This window comes from Stenotrophomonas sp. HMSC10F06, from assembly GCF_001807865.1.
GTDB classification, from domain to species: domain Bacteria; phylum Pseudomonadota; class Gammaproteobacteria; order Xanthomonadales; family Xanthomonadaceae; genus Stenotrophomonas; species Stenotrophomonas bentonitica_A.
This window is the reverse complement of the sequence record NZ_KV791308.1, coordinates 64,088-86,438: the sequence shown is the minus strand read 5'-3', so window position 1 is coordinate 86,438 and position 22,351 is coordinate 64,088. Positions and strand designations below refer to the sequence as shown.

The window sequence follows — 22,351 nt, the reverse complement described above, 5'->3', positions numbered from 1 at the left end:
TTCAGCCTTCCCCGGCAATCAGCGCGGGCCGGTAGCCCGGACGCGCCATCAGCAGGTGCGAGACGCCGATGGAGCGCTCCAGGAAGCCCCCCTCGCAGTAGGCCAGATAGAACTCCCACAGGCGGATGAAGGATGCATCGAAGCCCTGTGCGCGTACCGCGGGCAACTGGGCCAGGAAGCGCTGGCGCCAGGCACGCAGGGTCAGCGCATAGGACGGGCCGAAATCATGCTGGCCGATCAACTGCAGGTCGCTGCTGCGGGTCTTGGCGGCGACGATCGCGTTGATCGACGGAATGAAACTGCCGGGAAACACGAAGCGCTTGATGTAGTCGACGCTGCGCCGGGCCTGCTCGTAGCGCTGGTCTTCGATGGTGATGGCCTGCAGCAGCGCCAGGCCATCGTCCTTGAGCAACCGGGTGAGCGTGGCGAAGTAGGTGTCCAGGTACTGCGCGCCGATCGCCTCGATCATCTCGATGGAGACCAGCTTGTCGTACTGGCCCTCCATATCGCGGTAGTCCTTGAGCAGCAGGGTCACCTTGTCCTGCAGCCCGGCCGCCTCCACCCGCTGCCGGGCCAGCGTGTACTGCTCGACCGAGATGGTGGTGGTGGTGACGTGGCAACCGATGTGCCGCGCCGCGTACAGCGCGAAGCCGCCCCAGCCGGTGCCGATCTCGACCACGCGATCGGTGGCGGTGAGCTGCAGCTGCTCGCAGATGCGCGCGAGTTTGCGCTCGGAGGCCGCCTCCAGCGTGTCGTCCGGGCTCGCATACAGCGCCGAGGAGTACATCAGGTCCGGAGACAGGAACAGCGAGAAAAACGGATTGCCCAGATCGTAGTGCGCCGCGATGTTGCGGCGGCTGCCTTCGCGCGTATTGCGGCGCAGCCGGTTCCAGCCCTTCAGCAACCAGCCACCGACACGCGCCGGCCCGCCCTCCATGCCATCGAGCAGATCCCGGTTGCGCACCAGCAGCCGCACCAGCGCGACCAGATCATCGCAGCGCCAGTCGCCACGGATGTACGCCTCGCCTGCGCCCACACTGCCCTGCGCAGCCACTGCGCGATAGAAGGCCGGGTCATCCACCCACACCGTCACCTGTGGCGTGGCCTGTGGATCACCGATCACCACATCACCGAGCGCATCGCGCAGGCGCAGATGGCCGCCACGCAGCGGGGCGAGCTGAGCCAACAGGCGCCCACGCAGGAACCCTTCAAGGGCGGACGGCTGCGGCAGGGCCACCGCACGGGTCATGTCGTTCATGGGGATTTTCCGGCAAGAGAAGGGTGGTCATGGACGGGGTTGCGCTTGAGCCACAGGCGAAGCGCCTGCCAGTGGATCGCGGCCACCACCTTGAGGGTCATCAGCGGGTAGCGCAGCAGCACGCCGGCCAGGCCGCGCCCGGTGAGCGGATGGCGCTGCATCACCAGATCGGCATCGAACTGGCACGTCCCTTCGCGCCAGACCTGCATGTGCACGTGCAGGTCCTCGCCGGGCGCGGTGAAGCGCCAGCGGTACTCGCAGTCCATCTGCATGAAGGGCGACACGTGGAACTGCTTGTCGAACGACCAGCACAGCGCGCGGCCCTGGGCATCGGCCTGCGCCACCGGCAGCACGTAGGCGTGGCGCTCCTTCCAGGGCGTGTTGGTGATCTCCGCCACGATGCTGTCCAGCGTCGTGCCGTCGGCGGCATAGCAGTAATAGAAGCTCACCGGATTGAACACGTGGCCGGCATACCGCGGATGCGTCAGCAGGCGGATCGGCCCGGCGGGCGCGTGGCCCAGTGCCTCGGTGATGCGTGCACGTACGGCATCGACCAGCGGCTGATCGGGCGCACCGAGATAGTCGCTGCGGCGGAACTCGACCACGTTGCGGCGACCCACCGACCACAGCCAGCGCCGCTCGAACAGGCGCGGCAGTTCGTCCAGGTCCAGCAGCAGCTGCGCGATCGGGTAGCCGAACGCGTGCGCGTGCGGCGCGTGCCGCCGATGGCGCATCCAGCCGCGATAGATCGCACTGGCGGTCATGCCGGCAGTGCCTCGGCCAGCGGCCAGTAGGACTCGGCATCCAACGCCTGCAATGCATCGACCACGCGGCGGGCACTGCGGATGCCATCCTCGTGGAAGCCCCAGCCCCAGTACGCACCGGCGAACCAGGTCCGGCGATGGCCCTGGATTTCCGTCCAGCGCTGCTGCGCCCGCACCATCGCGTGGTCGTGCACGGGATGGGCATACTGCAGGCGGCGCAGCACGGTGGCCGGATCGACCGCCTCGCTGCGGTTGAGGGTAACCACCAGCGGCGTGGGCGTATCGATGCCCTGCAGCAGGTTCATGCAGTAGCTCACCGTGCACGGCGCCAGCGGATCGCGCGGCACATGCGCATTCCAGGCCGCCCAGGCCTTGCGGTCACGCGGCAACAGACTTGCATCGGTATGCAGCACCACCTCGTTGGGCTGGTAGCGGATCGCACCCAGTACCGCGCGCTCGGTGAGATCGGCATCGGACAGCAAGGCCAGGGCCTGGTCGCTGTGGCAGGCCAGCACCAGCTGGTCGAAGCCTTCCAGCCCGGCAGCGCTGTGCACGCGCACGCCATGCTCGTGGCGCTCCACCCCGAACACGGGACACTCCAGCCGCTCGCGGACCTGCCAGCGGCTGCGCAGCGCATCGATGTACCGTGCCGAACCACCCTGCACCACCCGCCACGGCGCGCGCCCGGTCATCTGCAGCATCTGGTGGTTGGCCATGAACTGCACCAGGTAGCGCGCCGGGAAGGCGGCCAGGCTGGCCGTCGGCGACGACCACAGCGCCGAGGCCATCGGCAGCAGGTGTTCGTCGATGAAGGTGCGGCCGTAACGGCCCTTGTCCAGGAACTCGCCCAGCGAGGGACCTTCATCGTCGCGCGCAAGCAGCGCCGGCGCCTCGCGGTAGAACCGGCGCAGGTCGCGCAGCATGCCCCAGAAGCGCGGCGACACCAGGTTGCGGCGCTGGCAGAACAGCGTGTCCAGCGAGGTGGCGTTGTACTCCAGCCCGCTGCGTTCGCTGTGCACCGAGAAGCTCATCGTGGTCGGCTGCGAGGCCACGCCCAGTTCCTCGAACAGGCCGGTCAGCAACGGGTAGTGCGCGGGGTTGAACACGATGAAGCCGGTGTCCACCGCGTGCGTGCGGCCATCGACCTCCACCTCATGCGTATGGGTGTGGCCCCCAAGGTAGTCATTGGCCTCGAACAGCGTCACTTCATGCTGCTGGCTCAGCCACCACGCACTGGCGAGGCCGGCGATACCCGATCCAATCACGGCGATACGCATGTCAGTGCTCCGCCTTGGCCAGCACCCAGGCCGGCACGGGTTTGAGGTCACGCACCAGGCCGAGTGCGGCCATCGCACGCAGGCCATACCAGGTGACATCCACTTCCCACCAGTAGAAGCCCTGGCGCGCGGTGCCCGGGAAGAAGTGATGGTTGTTGTGCCAGCCTTCGCCAAACGTCAGCAGGGCGAGCCACAGGTTGTTGCGGCTGTCGTCACCGGTGTTGAAGCGCTGGCGGCCGAAACGGTGCGCGAGCGAGTTGATGGTCACCGTGGCGTGGAACAGCACCACGGTGGAGATGAAGAAGCCCCACACCAGCATCTGCCCACCGGTGGTGCCCCACGACGGCGCGATGCGCTCCAGCAGCGCACCCAGGCCGAACAGTGCCGCGGCCAGCGCGATCGGCACCAGCGTGTCGAAGCGATCCAGCCAGCGCAGTTCGGGATACTTGGCCAGATCGGGAATGCGCGACCAGTCTGTACGGAAGCCTTCCACCGTCAGGAACCAGCCCATGTGGCTCCACCAGAAGCCATGCACCGAGGGCGAATGCGGATCGGCCGCCGTGTCGGTATGGCGATGATGGTTGCGGTGATGCGCGGCCCACCACAGCGGGCCGCGCTGCACGCTGGAGGCGCCGATCAGCGCGAAGAGGAACTGCACGGCGCGCGAGGTGCGGAAGGTACGGTGCGAGAAGTAGCGGTGGTAGAAGGCGGTGATCGCGAACATGCGCACCGCGTACAGCGCCACCGCCACGCCGACCGCGACCCAGGACACACCCACCCAGATCACCGCCAGGCAGGCCAGGTGCATCGCCGCGAACGGGATGGCCCGCACCCAGTCCACCCGCTGTGGCTGGCCGGTCGCAGCCGCCGCATCCGTGCTGGTATCGAACCAACGCCACAGCGTGGCCCAGCGGCGTCGCTGTGCGGTGCGTCCTGCGTCGGGGGTGGGGCTGACCGACATGACTCGCTTCTCCTGAGGCGTTATCAGGAGATACGGGAGCGGGCGCCGTTTGGATGCACGGATCCGGAAAATAATTCCGGACCCGTGCGGTTACAGGTTCGCGATGTCGCCCTTGGCGATGATGGGACCGGTCGGAATGCCCTGTGGCGCACCGGTGGCCGGCTCGAGCGTGATCGCCAGCACCGAGCCGTTCACAAGCGCATCACGCAGCGCGTCCGGAACGGCAACCGTGTGCGCGCGATCGATGGAGACCAGACCGAGCGAGCGCGGTGCGCCTCCGGCCGGGATCAGCCACAGCTCCGGCGCGCGTCCGGCGGCATCCGCCGCGGCCGGCACCGGCACCATCAGCACCTTGCCCTGGGTTTTGTCGACCGAGGCCAGCCAGCCCGGGGTGCCATCGTCGTGCAGCAGCGGCGTGACCGGCCTGGTGGCCTGCTCCGGCTCGGCCGGCGTCGGCGGCGTGGTGGGTGTGACCGCGACCGGCGTGGACACCGGTGCGGTCGGCGCCAGGTCACGGCGGCTGAACACTGCCACCAGTGCAAGCGCGGCAGCCAACGCGGTCATGCCCTGCCAGAACCCGGTGCGCTGCCAGAGACGCGGGGAGCCGACCGTTGCGGCAGGCCAGCCCAGCGAGGTGCGGATGCGTGGCCACAGATGCGCAGGCACCGGTTCACTGCCGAGCGATGCGAGCAGGGGCGCAAGGCGGTTCTCCCACTGGGCGACCAATCGCGCGAAGCCGGGATCGCTGGCGATGCGGCGTTCAACCTCGGCACGCTGCGCGGCATCGAGCACCCCCAGCACGTACTCACCGGCGAGGATGTCGGCGCTCGGCGGTTCGCCGTCGTCATGCAGATCATGGAGGTCGCGGACGTTCATCGTTCCAGGCACACGCGAAGTTGGCCCAGCCCGCGGCGGATCCAGCTTTTCACCGAGCCCAGCGGCGAGCCGATGCGGCGCGCCAGTTCTTCATAGCTGGCGCCTTCCAGGAAGGCCAGCCGGATCAGCGAGCGACGGCGCGGCTCCAGCGTATCCAGGCAGTCCTGCAGGCGCTCGTGATCCGACGCCTGCTCGGCCACCTGGGCCGGCTGCGGCGCGACATCTGGGAGTTCCTCGGCGACGGACAGATCATCCAGCGCACGCGGCGGCGCCGCGCGGAGACGATCGATCGCGCGGTTGCGGGACATCATCGACAGCCAGGTCATGGCCGCCGCCTTGGCGCGGTCGAACTGCGCCGCCTTGTTCCAGACCGCGGTGAAGACCTCCTGCAGGACCTCTTCGGCATCCCCGCGGTCGCGCAGCACATGCAGGCAGATGGCGAACAGGCGGCCGGAGGCCAGCTGATAGACCTATTCGAACGCCTGGCGATCCCCGCCGGCGACCCGGGCAAGCAGTTCATCCAGGCGGTGTGATGCGGCGGCGGCGTCCAGCTCGGGCATTGCAGGCTCAATGTCGATAACGGGCGTATCGGCATCCTCGTTGCTCCCGGCGCCGTCTGCAAGGGGGCGATCAGGCACCGCATGTCTTCACCAGCGGCTGCGTCCGCGCGGCGGACAACTCGGCCGCAGGCGTGGCAACCGGTGCCGCCGGAAACTCGACCCGCACCTGCGGGTACCTGCCCTTCTCGTCACGGACGTTGCCGGTGCCGATGAACTGCAGCAGGCGCTGGTCGGCGGTGGCATAGACCAGCGTGACCGCCGGCACCGCGAAGCCGAACCAGGCGTCGAGCTTCATCTGCAGCTGCTCGGCCGGCTCGCCCTGCCAGCTCACCGCGCCGGTGCGCTGGAGTTTCAACGGCACCAGGCGCTGCCGACTGGGCAGCAGGAACTGGAAGGCCACGCTCTGCCCGGCCTGCAGCGCGGCCCAATGGCTGCGCACCGCCGCATCGAAACCGGCATCCACCACCGCCCCCGAAGGAAGGGTGATGGCGCGGCTGAAGGTGGGTGCCTGGGCGCTGGCGCGGACCGATACCTGGCGGTCGGCGGCACGGCCGCGCACGCCTTCCTGATATCCGTCGCGACCATCGTCCAGGGTGAAATCCGGCGTCTGCGGGCTGCCCTGCGGGGTCATCCACTTGCGCGCGAAGGGCCGGCCGTCACTGCAGCGGTACAGCACCAGGCGCGACTGTGCGTTCGCCGGCCCCTGCAGCCAATGGGTCTCCCGATACAGCAGGCGGCCATCGGCAGTGGCGTACGCGCGGCCTTCCTGGCGCTGCACGGTCTGATCGGCGGCACTTACGGGGGCGGCGCTCACCGACAGCAGCAGGATCAGGCAGGGCAAGGGCTGGCGCATGGGGGTCCAAACGGGCGGGCTTGCAGGGAGATACGCAGGCGGCGGTGGTTTGGATGCAGTGGGCGGATCGCGCAGACGACTTGACCATCGCCCGCCTTCGGCCTACCTTGTGCTCGCCGAAGGTATCCATCGCTTCATGCAGATGAAGGGATGGATTTAAACGGGAATCCGGTGAAGGCGCCTCGCGCGCCCATTCCGGAGCTGCCCCGCAGCGGTGAATGGAAACGACACCTGCCAACAGCACTGGGCCTTGGGGCCTGGGAAGCGGCAGGGAGTAGGTGGGCGCCCGCGCCCGTGTCCATCAGCCCGAATACCGGCCCGGCCGGAGGACATGACCGTCCTCCGATTCGACCTGGAACGTCCGCGGGGAGGTTGCCGGGGCCTGCCGCCCTGCCGCCTGCATGGCGCTGCCCCCGTGCGTCCGCTTCACGGCATCCGGTTCGCCCGCGGGGGCGAAGGTCGCTGGCGGGGCGGAACGGGCTGCAAGGCCCCGGACGGCGCGCGGTTCCTTCGTTCCTCAATGCCCCTACGCAATGAGGACACGTTCCAATGACCACTGTTACCACCCTGGGTTTTCCGCGCATCGGTGCCAAGCGCGAACTCAAGCGCGCGCTCGAAGCCTTCTGGTCCGGCGAGAGCAGCGCCGCGTCGCTGCAGGACACCGCGGCCGAGCTGCGTGAACGCCACTGGCAGCTGCAGCGCGAGGCCGGCGTGGATGTGCCGCCGAGCAATGATTTCAGCCTGTATGACCAGGTGCTGGATGCGGCCTTCCTGTTCGATGCGATCCCGGCCCGCTACCGCGCGCTCGCCGATGCCGAGCCCCTGAGCGGCTACTTCGCGATGGCGCGGGGCCTGCAGCGCGATGGCATCGACCTGTATGCGCTGGAAATGACCAAGTGGTTCGACACCAACTACCACTACCTGGTGCCCGAACTGCATGCCGGCCAGACCTTCGCGGTGCGCGGCGACAAGCCGCTGGCCGAGTACCGCCAGGCCAAGGCGCTGGGGATCGAGACCCGCCCGGTGCTGATCGGGCCGGTGACCTTCCTGCGGCTGTCCAAGACCACCGATGGCAGCAACGCCCTGGACCTGCTCGATGCGCTGCTGCCGGTGTACGTGCAGCTGCTGGGCGAACTCAAGGCCGCCGGCGCGGCGTGGGTGCAGCTGGATGAGCCGCTGCTGGTGCAGGACCTGGACGAGGCCACGCGGGCCGCGTTCGAGCACGCCTATGCGGTGCTGGGCCAGGTCGCCCGCCCCAAGGTGCTGGTGGCGACGTACTTTGGTGCGCTGGAAGACAACCTGGCGCTGGCTGCCTCGCTGCCGGTCGATGGCCTGCATGTGGATCTGGTCCGTGCGCCGGAACAGCTCGATGCGGTGATCAAGGCGCTGCCGGCCGGTCGCGTACTCTCGGCCGGGCTGGTCAACGGCCGCAACATCTGGCGCACCCACCTGGACAACGCCCTGGTGCTGGCGCGCTACGCGCACGGTCATGTCGGCAGCGATGCGCTGTGGCTGGCGCCATCGTGTTCGCTGCTGCACAGCCCGGTCGATCTGGACCACGAAAAGAAGCTGGACGACGAACTGCGCAGCTGGCTGGCGTTCTCCAAGCAGAAACTCGGCGAGCTGCGCGTGCTGGCCGACGCGATCGATGCGCCGGCGCGTGCCGAGGCACCGCTCGCGCATTCGCGTGCGTGCATCGAATCGCGCCGTCGTTCGCCGCGCGTGCACAACCCGGCCGTCGCCGCGCGTCTTTCCTCGCTGACCCCGGCCGATGCACAGCGCCACAGCCGCTACCCGCAACGCCACCTGGCCCAGGCCGCCGCGCTGAAGCTGCCGCGCTTCCCGACCACCACGATCGGGTCGTTCCCGCAGACGCTGGAGGTGCGTGAGGCCCGCGCCCGCAACAAGTCCGGCAAGCTCTCCGATGCGGATTACGATGCGTTCCTGGCCACCCAGACCGAGCACTGCGTGCGCGTGCAGGAACAGATCGGGCTGGACGTGCTGGTGCATGGCGAGTTCGAGCGCAACGACATGGTCGAGTACTTCGGCGAGCAGCTCGATGGCTTTGCCTTCACCAAGAATGGCTGGGTGCAGAGCTACGGCTCGCGCTGCGTGAAGCCGCCGGTGATCTTCGGCGATGTGACCCGTCCGCAGCCGATGACCGTGCGCTGGTCGCAGTATGCGCAGTCGCTCACGCAGCGGCCGATGAAGGGCATGCTGACCGGGCCGGTGACGGTGCTGCAGTGGTCGTTCGTGCGCGATGACCAGTCCCGGGCGGACACCTGCCGCCAGATCGCACTCGCCCTGCGCGATGAAGTGACGGATCTGGAAGCGGCCGGCATCGGCGTGATCCAGATCGACGAGCCGGCCATCCGTGAGGGCCTGCCGCTGCGCCGTGCGCAATGGCGCGACTACCTGGACTGGGCGGTGGAAGCGTTCCGGATCAGCGCCAGCGGCGTGCGCGATGCGACCCAGATCCACACGCACATGTGCTATTCCGAGTTCAACGACATCATCCACTCGGTGGCCGCCATGGATGCGGACGTGATCTCGATCGAAACCTCGCGCTCGCGCATGGAACTGCTGGATGCCTTCGTGCGCTTCCAGTATCCCAACGAGATCGGGCCGGGCGTGTACGACATCCACTCCCCCCGCGTGCCTGACAAGGCCGAGATGCTGGCGCTGCTGCGCAAGGCCGCCGAGGTGCTGCGACCGGAGCAGATCTGGGTCAACCCGGACTGCGGCCTGAAGACCCGTGGCTGGCCGGAAACCCGCGCGGCGCTGGAAGCGCTGGTGGCCGCCGCGCGTGAACTGCGCGAGGAAACGGCAGACGCCAACGCCGCGTGATCGCCTCTTTGTAGACCGCCCCAAGGACCCCATCGCCGCCGTTGCCGGCGGTGGGGTCGACGAGAAACGCATGAACCTGCATGACCTGACACCGATCGACCGACCCACCCTGTCCCTGCCCGACGGGCACACCAGACTGCTGCTGCATTCGTGCTGCGCACCGTGTTCGGGCGAGGTGATGGAGGCGATCACCGCCTCCGGCATCGACTACACGATCTTCTTCTACAACCCCAACATCCACCCGGTGAAGGAGTACGAACTGCGCAAGCAGGAGAACATCCGCTTCGCCGAGAAACATGGCGTGCCGTTCGTCGACGCCGACTACGACACCGACAACTGGTTCGCGCGTGCGCGCGGCATGGAGAACGAGCCCGAGCGCGGCATCCGCTGCACGATGTGCTTCGACATGCGCTTCGTGCGCACCGCGCTGTACGCGCATGAGAACGGCTTTGCGGTGATCAGCAGCTCGCTGGGCATCTCGCGCTGGAAGGACATGAACCAGATCAACGACTGCGGCCACCGCGCCGCCGCGCACTATCCGGGTATCCAGTACTGGGATTACAACTGGCGCAAGGGCGGCGGTGCCGCGCGGATGGTGGAGATCAGCAAGCGCGAGCAGTTCTACCAGCAGGAGTACTGCGGCTGCGTGTACTCGCTGCGCGACGCCAACCGCCACCGCCGCGAGACCGGGCGCGAGCGGATCAAGCTGGGCGTGCTGTACTACGGCGATGGCACCTCCCGGCAGGGCGACGCCGACTGACCGCTGCGGGGGCGTCGGCTAGACTGGGCGCCCCCACCGTCGTGAAGCCGCCATGAGCCGTTACCCCGCCGATGTCGCCCTGGTCGTGATCGACCTGCAGCCGGATTTCATGCCCGGTGGTGCGCTGGCCTGCGTGGACGGCGATGCGATCGTGCCGGACATTGCGGCGCTGCTGGCCGAACGCCGTTACGGCACCGTGGTGGCGACCCAGGACTGGCACCCGGCCGACCACGCCTCCTTCGCCAGCCAGCACCCGGGCCACCTCCCGTTCGAGGCGATCCTGCTGCACGCGCAGCCGCAGACCCTGTGGCCGGACCACTGCGTGCAGGGTAGCGCCGGTGCCGCGCTGCACCCGGGCGTGGACTGGACGGTGGCTGACCTGATCCTGCGCAAGGGCACCCGCCGCGCGGTGGACTCGTACAGTGCCTTCCGTGAAAACCACGGTCCCGACGGGACCCGCCCGGCCACCGGCCTGGCCGGCTGGCTGCATGAGCGCGGCATCCGCGAGGTGCATGTGTGCGGCCTGGCACGCGATTACTGCGTGCTGTGGAGCGCGCAGGATGCGGTGAAGTCCGGCTTCCGGGTCAAATTCCATTGGGACCTGACCCGGCCGGTGACCGACGCCAACGATGGGATGGTGCGCGAGGCGTTGGCGAAGGCAAAGATCGCGGTGATCTGACGGGCGAACCCGGGCGCCGGCCGGAACGGCGTACCGACCAACGGTCGGTACCTGCCGGATCAAAGAACGATCGGCGGGTGCTGGCCGTGCGCTGGTAGTGCCGGCCGCTGGCCGGCTCCCGATACCGTTTGGGGCGTGCGATGAGCCGGCCAGCGGCCGGCACTACCGGAGCGTCGTACCCACCAACGGTGGGTACCTACAGGTCAGTCGTACCGACCAACGGTCGGTACCTACCGGTCAGCGGAAGACGACGGTGCGATGCCCGTTGCGCAGGATCCGATGCTCCACATGCCGGCGTACCGCGCGGGCCAGCACCTGCGACTCGGTATCGCTGCCCAGCCGCACCAGATCGCGCGGCGTCATCGCGTGATCCACGCGCGCCACGTCCTGTTCGATGATCGGGCCTTCGTCCAGATCCGGGGTCACATAGTGCGCGGTCGCGCCGATGATCTTGACCCCGCGCGCGTGCGCCTGGTGATACGGCTGGGCGCCCTTGAAGCTGGGCAGGAAGCTGTGGTGGATGTTGATCGCCCGCCCGGCCAGCGCCTCGCACAGGCGCGGCGACAGAATCTGCATGTAGCGCGCCAGCACCACCAGGTCGATCTGCTCGCGTTCGACCAGGTCGATGATCTGCTGCTCCTGCACGGCGCGGTTGTCCGCGTTGACGGGCAGATGATGGAACGGCACGCCGTACGAGCCGGCCAGCGCGGCGAAGTCCTCGTGATTGGAGGCCACAGCCGCGATGTCCACCTGCAGCTGCCGGCTGTGCGCACGGAACAGCAGGTCGTTAAGGCAATGCCCCTGCCTGCTCACCAGCACCAGCAGCCGTGCCCGGCGGCGGGCATCATGCAGCTGCCAGTCCATGCCGAACTCGGTGGCCAGTGTGGCCATGCGGGCTTCCACGTCGCCCAGTGACTGCTCGGCGGCCCGATCGAAGTGCACGCGCAGGAAGAACCGGCCGCTCTCGTCGTCGCCGAACTGCTGGGCATCGAGGATGTTGCAGCCCAGCTCGAACAGCAGGCCGGACACACGGTAGACGATCCCGGTACGGTCCGGGCATGACAGGGTGAGGATGGAATCGGGGCGCATCCGGCCAGTGTAAGCGAGCACCGCCGGGCTGCGGTCGATGCTCTCAGATGCAACCAAGGGTGCCCGTGCCAGCAGTTACACCGCCGTCGGGTCCACCTTTTCCACATCGATCCCGTACCGGTCGATCGCCACCTGCAACTGGGCACGTTCGATCCGACCCTCATCGGCCAGCGACTTGAGCGCGGCAAGCACGATGAAGTGGCGGTCGACTTCAAAGAACGTACGCAGTGACTCGCGCGTGTCCGAGCGGCCGAAGCCATCAGTGCCCAGGGCGGTGAAGCGGCGGCCGTCGATGAAGGGACGGATCTGGTCGCCGACGATCTTCATGTAGTCGGTGGCCACGATCACCGGGCCGGGGTGCGCGGCCAGGCACTGTTGCACGTACGGCACCCGCGGTTCCTGCACCGGATGCAGCAGGTTCCAGCGCTCGACCGCCAGGCCATCGCGGCGCAGCTCGGTGAGGCTGGTGGCGCTCCACACGTCGCTGGCGATGCCGAAGTCCTGCTGCAGCAGCGACGCCGCGGCTTCCACTTCGCGCAGGATCGCGCCGCTGCCCATCAGCTGCACGCGCAGCGCGGGGTCGCTGTCGGCGGCGGCGGGGTGCAGCAGGTACAGGCCCTTGAGGATGCCCGCTTCACTGCCTTCGGGCAGTGCCGGGTGCGGATAGGCCTCGTTGAGCACGGTGATGTAGTAGTAGATGTCTTCCTGGTCCACGTACATCCGGCGCAGGCCGTCCTGGATGATCACCGCCAGTTCGAAGTTGTAGGTGGGATCGAAGGAGACGCAGCTGGGGATCACCGAGGACAGCACATGGCTGTGGCCGTCGTCGTGCTGCAGCCCCTCGCCCATCAGCGTGGTACGCCCGGAGGTGGCACCGAGCAGGAAGCCGCGGGTGCGCGCATCGGCAGCCGCCCAGGCCAGGTCGCCCACGCGCTGCAGGCCGAACATCGAATAGAAGATGTAGAACGGAATCGTGGCCAGGCCGTGGTTGCTGTAGGCCGTGCCGGCGGCGATCCATGAGCAGATCGCACCGGATTCGTTGATGCCTTCCTGCAGGATCTGGCCGTCCTTGGCTTCCTTGTAATAGCTCAGCTGGCCGGCGTCCTGCGGGGTGTACAACTGGCCGAGGTAGGAGTGGATGCCGATCTGGCGGAACAGGCCTTCCATGCCGAACGTGCGTGATTCATCGGGCACGATGGGGATGATCAGCTTGCCCAGTTCGGGGTCCTTGAGCAGCGTGGTGAGGATGCGCACGAAGCCCATCGTGGTGGACTGGCCGCGTTCGCCACTGCCCTGCAGCTGGGTGGCGAAGGCCGACAGCGCCGGCACCGGCAACGGATCGACGTGGGTCAGGCGCGCCGGCAGCTGGCCGCCCTGGGCCTGGCGGCGCTGCGCGAAGTAACGCGCTTCGGCGCTGCCCGGCGCCGGGCGCAGGTAGGGCATCTCCTCCAGCTGGTCGTCACTGACCGGCAGATCAAACCGATCACGGAACGCACGCACCGCATCGGCGCTCATCTTCTTGAGCTGGTGGTTGATGTTCTGGCCTTCACCGGCCTCGCCCATGCCGAAGCCCTTGACCGTCTTGGCCAGGATCACGCTTGGCCGGCCGTTGCCGGCGACCGCCTGCGCGTAGGCGGCGTAGACCTTCTGCGGGTCGTGACCGCCGCGCGCGAGCGCCCAGATCTCGTCATCGCTCAGGTCCGCGACCAGGGCCAGCAACTCGGGATACTTGCCGAAGAAATGCTCGCGCACATAGGCACCGTTCTGCGACTTGAAGGTCTGGTAGTCGCCATCCACGCATTCCATCATGCGCTGGCGCAGCAGGCCGGTGCTGTCCTTGGCCAGCAGCGCGTCCCAGCCACCGCCCCAGATCACCTTGATGACGTTCCAGCCGGCGGCACGGAAGGTGCCTTCCAGTTCCTGGATGACCTTGGCATTGCCGCGCACCGGACCGTCCAGGCGCTGCAGGTTGCAGTTCACCACGAACACCAGGTTGTCCAGGCGCTCGCGGCCGGCCACCGAGATCGCCGCCAGCGATTCGGGCTGGTCCATTTCGCCATCACCCAGGAAGGCCCAGACCTTGCGGCCCTGATGTTCCTTCAGGCCGCGGTATTCCAGGTAGCGCATGTAGCGCGCCTGGTAGGCGGCGGTGAGCGGCCCCAGCCCCATCGAGACCGTGGGGAACTGCCAGAAGTCCGGCATCAGGCGCGGGTGCGGATACGAGGACAGGCCATCGCGGTCGGATTCGCGGCGGAAGTTGTCCATCCGTTCCGGTGCGATGCGGCCTTCGACGAACGCACGGCCGTAGATGCCCGGCGCCGAGTGGCCCTGGATGTAGATCATGTCGCCGTCGAAGGTGTCGGTGCGGCCGCGGAAGAAGTGATCGAAGCCGACGTCGTACAGCACCGCTGCGGACTGATACGTGGCGATGTGGCCGCCCACGTTGGAGTGCTTGCCGGCGCGCAGCACCATCACCATCGCGTTCCAGCGGATCATCGCGTTGAGCCGGCGCTCGATGCCGAGGTCGCCCGGGTAGGCCGGCTGGCGTTCCACGGGAATGGTGTTGGTGTACGCCGTCCACACACGGCCATGCAGGTCGCCATGGCGGGCCGTGTCCAGCTCGGTCAGCTGGTCCATCAGGTAATGCGCGCGCGGGCGGCCGGCGGCGTGGATGACCGCCTCCAGCGACTCACGCCATTCCTGGGTTTCCTGCGGGTCGGTATCGAGGGGGGCGAGCGCTGGGTTCATGTCCATCTCCGGGGAAGGCTGCCAGGCCGTGCGCAGGACGCGACGGCAGCGGGGGCGGCACAACGCGGAAGCGGCGTCGCCCAGGCTGCGGAGCCGGGCGAGCAGGCAACCTGGCGGTTGCGGGACAGGCACGATAAGCAGGCCCCAGCGGGGCGGGTAGACCGGATGGGCTTGGCGCTTTATAAAGAAATTCTTTCCAATGGAGCGCGAGAATGGCGGCCAGCATGAACATTCTCCAGTCAATCCGCAGCTTCATCCGGACCGCCGATGCCGGCAGCCTGGCCGCGGCCGCGCGGACGCTGGGGGTCAGTCCGGCCGCGGTCGGGCAGAACATCGCCCGGCTGGAGGCGCATCTGGGCGTGCGCCTGCTCAACCGCACCACCCGCACCCTGGCCCTGACCGAGCGCGGCGCGCTGTACCTGGCCCAGGTGCGCCATATCGAACGCGACCTGCAGCGCGCCCAGGCTGCCGTGACCGATCTGGACGCCACGCCCGAAGGGCGCCTGCGGATCGCCAGCAGCACCGCCTTCGGCCGGCACACGCTGGCGCCGCTGCTGCCCTCGCTTCAGGCGCGTTTCCGGCGCCTGGCGATCGAACTGCTGCTCACCGACCGCAGTGTGGACCACGCCCACGAAGACGTGGACGTCAGCATCCGGATCGAGCCGCAGTTGGAGGAAGGCCTGGTGGCGCGGCCGATCGCGCAGGTGCCGTTCGTGTTCTGCGCGGCCCCGTCCTATCTCGCGCGGGCTGGCATTCCCCTGACGCCGGAGGCATTGCGCGAGCACCGCTGTCTGCTGCTGCGCTACCCGCTGGACGGGCGCTACCTGCCGTGGGGCTTCGTGCGCGACGGCATGCGTTTCGATGCCGAGGTCGCCCCGGCGCTGGTCAGCGACGACATCGATGCGCTGGCCGCGATGGCAGTGGCCGGCGGCGGCATCACCCGGCTGGCCGCGTTCGTCGCCGCGCCCTATCTCGCGCGCGGTGAGCTGCAGGCGCTGTTCGAGCCGGGCGATGCGGAGAGCACGCAGGCCTCACCGGAGCCGATGCGGTTGTTCCTGTGCGTCAGCGATCGCCGCGATCTGACGCCGAAGGTGCGGGCGCTGATGCAGCACATCATCGAGGGGCTGCCGCCCGCATGGCGGGTGGACGCCGGCTGAGCGCAGGGCCACCCGGGATGCCGGCCAGCGGCCGGCACGACCTTTCGCGGGTCAGCGTTCCGGGGCGATGAACACACCGCGGGCTTCGCGCGGTTCGCAGCGCAGGTACTGCGGTGCCGGTGCCACCGAATCGCCGAGTGCGGCGGCGGCATGCCACGGCCAGCGCGGGTCGTAGAGGATGCCGCGGGCCAGCGCGATCGCATCGGCGTGGCCATGGCGCAGGATCGATTCGGCCTGCGAGGGCTCGGTGATCAGGCCCACCGCGATGACCGGCATGCGCAGCTTGTGCGCCTTGATCGCCTGCGCGAACGGTACCTGGTAGCCCGGCGACAGCGGAATCTGCTGGCGCGGGTCATTGCCGCCACTGGAGACGTGCAGGAACTGGCACCCGCGCGCGTCCAGCACGTGCGCCAGGGTCGTGCTCTGCTCGATGTCCCAGCCGCCGGCCACCCAGTCGCTGGCGGAGATGCGCACACCGACGGCAATGCGATCGGACACCGCTTCGCGCACCGCATCGAACACACGCACCAGCAGGCGCATGCGGTTCTCCAGCGAGCCGCCGTATTCGTCCTCGCGGCGATTGCTCAGCGGCGACAGGAACTGGTGCAGCAGGTAACCGTGCGCGGCATGCAGTTCGATCAGGTCCATGCCCACCCGTTCGGCGCGACGTGCCGCCGCCGCGAAGGCGTCCACGATGGCATCGATGCCGGCCAGATCCAGTTCGGTCGGGGTCGGATCGGTCTTGGCGAACGGCAGCGCGGACGGCGCGACCGTGGGCCACGCGCGCGGATCGGACGGGTCCATCGCGCCGCCGCCTTCCCACGGCTTGTTGACCGAGGCCTTGCGGCCGGCATGGCCCAACTGCACGCCCAGCGGCATCGGCGACCACTGCCTGACCGAGGCCACGACCGAGGCCAGCGCGGCTTCGGTAGCGTCATCCCACAGGCCCAGATCGGCCCAGCTGATGCGGCCTTCCGGCAGCACGGCGGTGGCTTCCAGGATCAGCAGGCCGGCGCCGGACTGCGACAGCTGCCCGAGGTGGATGCGGTGCCAGTCATTGGCGAGGCCGTCGGTGCAGGAGTACTGGCACATCGGCGCGATCACGATGCGGTTGGGCAGGGACAGCGGGCCGAAGGAAATGGAGGAAAAGAGCTGGCTCAAGGGGGGAACTCGGGAAGAGGAAATGGAACCGGGCGCCATTGCACTCCTGTGCGGCGGCGGAGGCAACCGTGCCAGTGGATCAGTGTTTCGCAGCGGCTCAGGCGGTGGCGGTCCCCGGCAGCAGGAAGGCCAGCGCGTCGGCGCAGGACTGGTCGACCTTCAGGCTCAGCAGCGCATCGGCGCGGGTAAGCCCGCGGTTGAGCGCGGCGATCGGCAACCCGGCCTGGGCCGCGGCCTGCACGAAGCGGAAGCCGGAATAGACCATCAACGAGGAGCCGACCACCAGCACCGCATCGGCGCGCTGCAGATGGTCGTGAACGGTGGCCACGCGCTCACGCGGCACGCTTTCACCGAAGAACACGACATCCGGCTTGAGCACGCCGCCGCAGGCCGGGCAGGCCGGCACCTGGAAGGACGAGAAATCCATGTCCAGATCAGCATCGCCGTCTGGCGCCTGTGCGGCCTCCAGGTGCTCCCAGCCCGGGTTGAGCGCCAACAGCCGGTGCTGGAACGCCTCGCGCGGCGTACGCGCTTCACAGCCCATGCAGCGCACCTGGTCCAGCCGCCCATGCAGATCGATCACCGCCTCGCTGCCCGCCCGCTGATGCAGGCGATCGACATTCTGGGTGAGCAGCAGCTCGACCTGGCCACGGGCTTCCAGCGCGGCGAGCGCGGCATGCGTGCGGTTCGGCTGGGCCCAACCGAACCGTGGCCAGCCCAGCAGGCTGCGCGCCCAATAGCGCTGGCGCGTGGCCAGCTCACCCATGAATGCCTGATAGGTGACCGGCGGCGTCCGCTTCCACTGGCCATCGGCATCGCGGTAATCCGGGATGCCCGAATCGGTGCTGCAGCCCGCGCCGGTCAGCACGAACAGGCGCTGGGCGCGGTCGATGAACTCGGCGAGAGGTGTGCTCATGGACAGCAGATGGGGGCGCAGGGGGGGTGAGGCAATCGGGAGATCGGGAGCCGCTTACGGACCCGGGATGTCACCCGGCAGCGACGGGACGCTGGTCGGGTGGCCGTCGGCATCCAGCGCGATCATCACGAAGTGCCCGCGCGTGCACAGCTTGCGCTCACCGGTGTGGAGATCTTCGGCGATCAGTTCCACTTCCACCTTCATCGAGCTGCGGCCGACTTCGACGATGCGGCCGACGGTTTCCACCATCTGGCCAATGCGGATCGGCAGCTTGAAATCGACCTGGTCCGAGCGCGCGGTGACCACGGTGCGGCGCGAGTAGCGGGCCGCGGCCAGGAACGCCGCCTTGTCCATCCAGGCCAGTGCCTGGCCACCGAACAGGGTGCCCAGGTGGTTGGTGTGGTTGGGGAACACGATCTCGGCCATGCGGACTTCGATGGGCGGGATGGTTTCGGGGATCGGGGTCATGGCGGGGGCCGGGAATGGTGGGGTGGCGCGGATGATACGACAGGGGGGTGGATGGGTCGCGTAGAGCGCAGACGGAAAAGCCCCGGAACAGGTCCGGGGCTCTTCGGAATCACGACGCGAGCGTCAGATCAGAACGACATGTCGAACGACACTTCGCCCTTCACGCCCACCTGGTAGGCCGACGAACGACGCTCGAAGAAGTTGGTCAACTCCTGCACGTCCTGCAGCTCCATGAAGCTCAGCGGATTGCGCACGTTGTACTTCTTCTCCATGCCCAGGCGATGGAAATGATTGTCCGCGCAATGCTGCAGATACTGGCGCATGTCACGCGTCGAAATGCCTGCCACGCCGCCCGACAGCACGTCCTCGGCGAACTGCACTTCGCACTCGATCGCCTCGGCCAGCATGTCATACACCTGCTGCTTCATCGCATCGTCGAACAGGTCCGGCTCTTCCTCGCGGATCACGTCCACGCACTCGAACGCGAACTCCATGTGCGCGCTCTCGTCGCGGAACACCCAGTTGGTGCCCGAGGCCAGACCGTTGAGCAGGCCACGCGAACGGAAGTAGTACACGTAGGCGAAAGCTGCAAAGAAGAACAGGCCCTCGATGCACGCCGCAAAGCAGATCTGGTTGAGCAGGAACTGGCGACGCTCGTCACGGGTCCCGATGCGCTTCAGGTTCTGGATCGAGTCGATCCACTTGAAGCAGAAGTCCGCCTTCTTCTTGATCGAGTCGATGTTCTCCACCGCGTCGAACGCCTTGGCGCGCTCGTCCGGATCGGGCAGGTAGTTGTCGAGCAGGGTCAGGTAGAACTGCACGTGCAGCGCTTCTTCGTACAGCTGGCGCGACAGGTACATGCGCGCTTCCGGCGCATTCAGGTGCTGATACAGGTTCAGCACCAGGTTGTTGGACACGATCGAGTCGCCGGTGGCGAAGAACGCGACCAGGCGGTGGATCAGGTGGCGCTCGCCCGGCGACATCTTGCCGTGCAGGTCGCTGATGTCGATCTGGAAGTTGATTTCCTCGACCGTCCAGGTGTTCTTGATGGCGTTGCGATACATGTCATAGAACTGCGGGTAGCGCATCGGGCGCAACGTCAGTTCGAAACCGGGATCGAGCAGCATTTGGCGAGGCTTGTCGGCCATGGTGTTTCGTCCTTCTTGGCAACGACCGACCAACGGTCGGTCGCTACCGGATGTGTGATTTTTCCGGCGGAACCGGTGTTCCCGGATAGGCGCCGACGTTGGTCGGTGCACCCGGCGTTGCCGGCCCGGTGGGCCGGCACGCCTTGTTTACTGGCACGCCTCGCAGCTTTCCGGATTTTCCAGCGAGCAGGCGACGGCTTCGACCGGGGTGTAGCTGCTGACGGTCGTCTTGGCGATCTTGGTCGCCGGACGCGAACGCAGGTAGTAGGTGGTCTTGATGCCCTGCTTCCAGGCGTACATGTACATGGAGGACATCGCGCCGATGCTCGGGCTTTCCATGAACAGGTTGAGCGAGGCGGACTGGTCGATGAACGCGCCACGGTCGGCGGCCATGTCGATCAGCGAACGCATCGGCAGTTCCCAGGCGGTGCGGTACACGTGGCGCAGCGTTTCCGGGATCTGGGTGATGCCCTGGATCGAGCCTTCGGCCAGCTTGATCGCGTCGCGCATTTCCGGGGTCCAGTGGCCGAGCTTCTTCAGCTCGTTCACCAGGTAACGGTTGACCTGCAGGAAGTCGCCGGACAGCGTTTCGCGCTTGAACAGGTTGGACACCTGCGGCTCGACGCACTCGTAGCAACCGGCAATCGAGGCGATGGTCGCGGTCGGGGCGATCGCGATCAGCAGCGAGTTGCGCAGGCCGTGTTCCTTGATGCGCTCACGCAGGGCATCCCAACGCGCGGTGTCTTCGGGCACCACGTTCCAGGCATCGAACTGCAGCTCGCCGCTGGCGGCACGGGTGTCGGCGAAGGACGGGTGCTTGCCGCGTTCCTGGGCCAGCTCGCACGAGGTTTCCAGCGCGTGGAAGTAGATCGTCTCGGCGATTTTCTTCGACAGCGTACGGGCTTCGGCACTGTCGAAGGCCAGGCGCTTGCGGAAGAACACGTCCTGCAGGCCCATGCAGCCCAGGCCGACCGGACGCCAGCGCAGGTTGCCGCGGCGGGCGGTTTCGATCGGGTAGAAGTTCAGGTCGATCACGCGGTCGAGCTGACGCACGGCCAGGCGCACGGTGTCGGCCAGCTTGTCGAAATCGAACTCGCCGTGGCCGTCGAAATGATTGCCCAGGTTGATCGAGCCCAGGTTGCACACCGCGGTCTCTTCGGCCGAGGTGATTTCCAGGATTTCGGTGCACAGGTTGGACAGGTGGATCACGTTGCCCGGGCGCAGCGTCTGGTTGCTGGCGCGGTTGCACTTGTCCTTGAACGTCATCCAGCCGTTGCCGGTCTCGGCCAGGGTACGCATCATCCGCGAGTACAGCTTGCGGGCGGAGATCGTGCGCTGGGCCTTGCCCTGGGCTTCGGCCTGCAGGTAGGCCTGCTCGAAGGCCTCGCCGAACAGATCGGTGAACTCGGGCACCACGCTCGGATCGAACAGCGACCATTCCTGGTCGGCCTCCACGCGCTGCATGAACAGGTCCGGCACCCAGTTGGCCAGGTTCAGGTTGTGCGCACGGCGCGATTCGTCACCGGTGTTGTCACGCAGTTCGAGGAAGTCCTCGACGTCGGCGTGCCAGGTTTCCAGGTATACACAGGCCGCGCCCTTGCGCTTGCCGCCCTGGTTCACCGCTGCCACGGAGGAATCCATGGTCTTCAGCCACGGCACGATGCCGTTGGAATGACCGTTGGTCGACTTGATCAGCGAACCACGCGAACGCACGCGGCTGTAGCTGACGCCGATGCCGCCGCTGAACTTGGAGAGCTGGGCGATATCACCGTACTTGGCGTAGATCGACTCCAGCGAATCCTGCGGCGAATCCAGCAGGAAGCACGAGGACAGCTGCTCATGCGTGGTGCCGGAGTTGAACAGCGTCGGGCTGGACGGCAGGTAATCCAGGTTGCCCATGCGCTTGTACAGCGCGAGGGTTTCCGGCACGTCTTCGCTCAGCGCGCTGGCAATGCGCAGGAAGAACTGCTGCGGGGTCTCGATCACCTTGCGGGTGTGCGGGTGACGCAGCAGGTACCGGTCGTACAGGGTACGCAGACCGAAGTAATCGAAATGCAGGTCCAGCGACGGATCGATCGCGTCGTTGAGCTTGCGCGCGTTGACCTGCACGAACTCCAGCAGGCGCGCGTTGATCAGGCCCACTTCGTGGCCGCGGCCAACCGACTGCGAGAACGCATGGATTTCCTGGCCGGACACTTCCTTGGCGATGAAGTTGGCCAGCAGGCGCGCGGCGAGGCGGCCGTATTCGGGTTCTTCACCGATCAGCAGCGCCGAGGTGCGGATGGACAGCTCGTCCAGCTCCTGGGTGGTCGCGCCGTTGTACAGGCCGGAGATGGTGCGGGTCGCAACGCGCATCGGATCCACCGCATGCAGACCTTCGCAGCAGCGCTGTACGGCGCGCACGATCTTGTTCAGGTCCACCAGTTCGGTCGTGCCATTGCGCTTGGTCACGCTCATGGCGGTCGCCGTGGGCGGCGAGGTCAGCAGGAATTCGCTTTCCTTATCGATAGCTGCGCTGGTTTCGGTGCTCACGGCGTTTTCCTCTTGGCGTGATTTGGGGTGGTACAGCGTGGGTCTGCCTGGCAGGCGCCGGAACCGATGCAGAGATGCTCAGGGTGGACTATCGGCGTCGCAGGAGCCGCGACCCGGGCAGGCAAGCCTGCGGGCGATTCCCCTGCGTCACCGGTCCTCTCCCCCCGGAGAATCCTGCGACCGGCACCACACGCTGTACTTCGTGCGGTTGTCAGTAGGTCTTCAGGCCATCGGCGTGAAGGCGATACGCCCGTCGACTTGTGGTCGGCGGTACCGACGGCCACAAGATAGTGGGGG

Annotated in this window: 18 protein-coding genes and 1 riboswitch; of the genes, 4 read left to right on the top strand and 14 right to left on the bottom strand. The window is 67.5% G+C overall.

Going from position 1 to position 22,351, the window contains the following annotated elements; all coding sequences use genetic code 11:
* Position 1: 1 nt before the first annotated feature.
* From HMPREF3113_RS17375 to HMPREF3113_RS17345, 7 genes are all read right to left on the bottom strand, one after another.
* Positions 2–1,258 carry an SAM-dependent methyltransferase gene (locus HMPREF3113_RS17375; RefSeq protein ID WP_070474357.1) on the bottom strand — a complete coding sequence of 419 codons (1,257 nt, stop codon included), beginning with the start codon at positions 1,256–1,258 and terminating at the stop codon, positions 2–4.
* A complete protein-coding gene (locus HMPREF3113_RS17370; RefSeq protein ID WP_070474354.1) occupies positions 1,255–2,022 on the bottom strand; it encodes a DUF1365 domain-containing protein in 768 nt (255 codons plus the stop codon). The genes HMPREF3113_RS17375 and HMPREF3113_RS17370 overlap by 4 nt, the downstream gene beginning before the upstream one ends.
* Positions 2,019–3,299: an NAD(P)/FAD-dependent oxidoreductase gene (locus tag HMPREF3113_RS17365; RefSeq protein WP_070474351.1), complete on the bottom strand. Its 1,281-nt coding sequence runs from the start codon at positions 3,297–3,299 to the stop codon at positions 2,019–2,021. The genes HMPREF3113_RS17370 and HMPREF3113_RS17365 overlap by 4 nt, the downstream gene beginning before the upstream one ends.
* 1 nt (position 3,300) lies before the next feature.
* The gene (locus tag HMPREF3113_RS17360; RefSeq protein WP_070474347.1) at positions 3,301–4,260 is read right to left on the bottom strand and encodes an acyl-CoA desaturase; all 960 of its coding nucleotides are present in this window, start codon (positions 4,258–4,260) and stop codon (positions 3,301–3,303) included.
* Positions 4,261–4,350: 90 nt separating this feature from the next.
* Positions 4,351–5,136 carry an anti-sigma factor gene (locus HMPREF3113_RS17355; protein WP_070474344.1) on the bottom strand — a complete coding sequence of 262 codons (786 nt, stop codon included), beginning with the start codon at positions 5,134–5,136 and terminating at the stop codon, positions 4,351–4,353.
* Complete coding sequence (locus HMPREF3113_RS17350; protein ID WP_254665327.1) at positions 5,133–5,597, bottom strand: sigma-70 family RNA polymerase sigma factor; 465 nt, start codon at positions 5,595–5,597, stop codon at positions 5,133–5,135. Before HMPREF3113_RS17350 ends, HMPREF3113_RS17355 begins: the two co-directional genes overlap by 4 nt.
* 169 nt (positions 5,598–5,766) lie before the next feature.
* Complete coding sequence (locus HMPREF3113_RS17345) at positions 5,767–6,549, bottom strand: hypothetical protein (protein WP_083298849.1); 783 nt, start codon at positions 6,547–6,549, stop codon at positions 5,767–5,769.
* A gap of 103 nt (positions 6,550–6,652) precedes the next feature.
* Positions 6,653–6,886: riboswitch (cobalamin riboswitch) on the top strand.
* A 212-nt stretch (positions 6,887–7,098) separates the two neighbouring features.
* On the opposite strand from HMPREF3113_RS17345, the gene metE reads away from it, so the two are divergent.
* From metE to pncA, 3 genes are all read left to right on the top strand, one after another.
* Positions 7,099–9,396 (top strand): 5-methyltetrahydropteroyltriglutamate--homocysteine S-methyltransferase, encoded by a 2,298-nt coding sequence (metE, locus tag HMPREF3113_RS17340; RefSeq protein ID WP_070474341.1) that lies wholly within the window; start codon positions 7,099–7,101, stop codon positions 9,394–9,396.
* Between the two features lie 70 nt (positions 9,397–9,466).
* Positions 9,467–10,156 (top strand): epoxyqueuosine reductase QueH, encoded by a 690-nt coding sequence (locus HMPREF3113_RS17335; protein WP_070474338.1) that lies wholly within the window; start codon positions 9,467–9,469, stop codon positions 10,154–10,156.
* 52 nt (positions 10,157–10,208) lie between these two features.
* Positions 10,209–10,835 (top strand): bifunctional nicotinamidase/pyrazinamidase, encoded by a 627-nt coding sequence (pncA, locus tag HMPREF3113_RS17330; protein WP_046272299.1) that lies wholly within the window; start codon positions 10,209–10,211, stop codon positions 10,833–10,835.
* 237 nt (positions 10,836–11,072) lie between these two features.
* Here pncA and purU read toward each other — a convergent pair whose 3' ends face one another.
* Positions 11,073–11,924 (bottom strand): formyltetrahydrofolate deformylase, encoded by an 852-nt coding sequence (gene purU / locus HMPREF3113_RS17325; protein WP_070474335.1) that lies wholly within the window; start codon positions 11,922–11,924, stop codon positions 11,073–11,075.
* Positions 11,925–11,999: 75 nt separating this feature from the next.
* A complete protein-coding gene (aceE, locus tag HMPREF3113_RS17320) occupies positions 12,000–14,672 on the bottom strand; it encodes a pyruvate dehydrogenase (acetyl-transferring), homodimeric type (RefSeq protein ID WP_019184835.1) in 2,673 nt (890 codons plus the stop codon).
* A gap of 224 nt (positions 14,673–14,896) precedes the next feature.
* Here aceE and HMPREF3113_RS17315 point away from each other — a divergent pair, with 224 nt between their 5' ends.
* Entirely contained in the window at positions 14,897–15,829 is a 933-nt protein-coding gene (locus HMPREF3113_RS17315) for a LysR substrate-binding domain-containing protein (protein WP_070474502.1), read from the top strand.
* A gap of 51 nt (positions 15,830–15,880) precedes the next feature.
* On the opposite strand, the gene HMPREF3113_RS17310 is transcribed toward HMPREF3113_RS17315, so the two are convergent.
* The 5 genes from HMPREF3113_RS17310 to HMPREF3113_RS17290 form a co-directional block, all read right to left on the bottom strand.
* Positions 15,881–17,029 carry an NADH:flavin oxidoreductase/NADH oxidase gene (locus tag HMPREF3113_RS17310; protein WP_046272298.1) on the bottom strand — a complete coding sequence of 383 codons (1,149 nt, stop codon included), beginning with the start codon at positions 17,027–17,029 and terminating at the stop codon, positions 15,881–15,883.
* Positions 17,030–17,087: 58 nt separating this feature from the next.
* Positions 17,088–17,906, bottom strand: coding sequence for an NAD-dependent protein deacetylase (locus HMPREF3113_RS17305; RefSeq protein WP_070474332.1), 819 nt, complete (start codon positions 17,904–17,906; stop codon positions 17,088–17,090).
* 54 nt (positions 17,907–17,960) lie between these two features.
* Positions 17,961–18,374, bottom strand: coding sequence for an acyl-CoA thioesterase (locus HMPREF3113_RS17300; protein WP_019184839.1), 414 nt, complete (start codon positions 18,372–18,374; stop codon positions 17,961–17,963).
* A 128-nt stretch (positions 18,375–18,502) separates the two neighbouring features.
* Complete coding sequence (locus HMPREF3113_RS17295; protein ID WP_070474329.1) at positions 18,503–19,522, bottom strand: ribonucleotide-diphosphate reductase subunit beta; 1,020 nt, start codon at positions 19,520–19,522, stop codon at positions 18,503–18,505.
* Between the two features lie 147 nt (positions 19,523–19,669).
* Positions 19,670–22,054, bottom strand: a complete 2,385-nt coding sequence (locus HMPREF3113_RS17290) for a ribonucleoside-diphosphate reductase subunit alpha (RefSeq protein WP_070426398.1) — start codon at positions 22,052–22,054, stop codon at positions 19,670–19,672.
* Between the last annotated feature and the right edge of the window lie 297 nt (positions 22,055–22,351).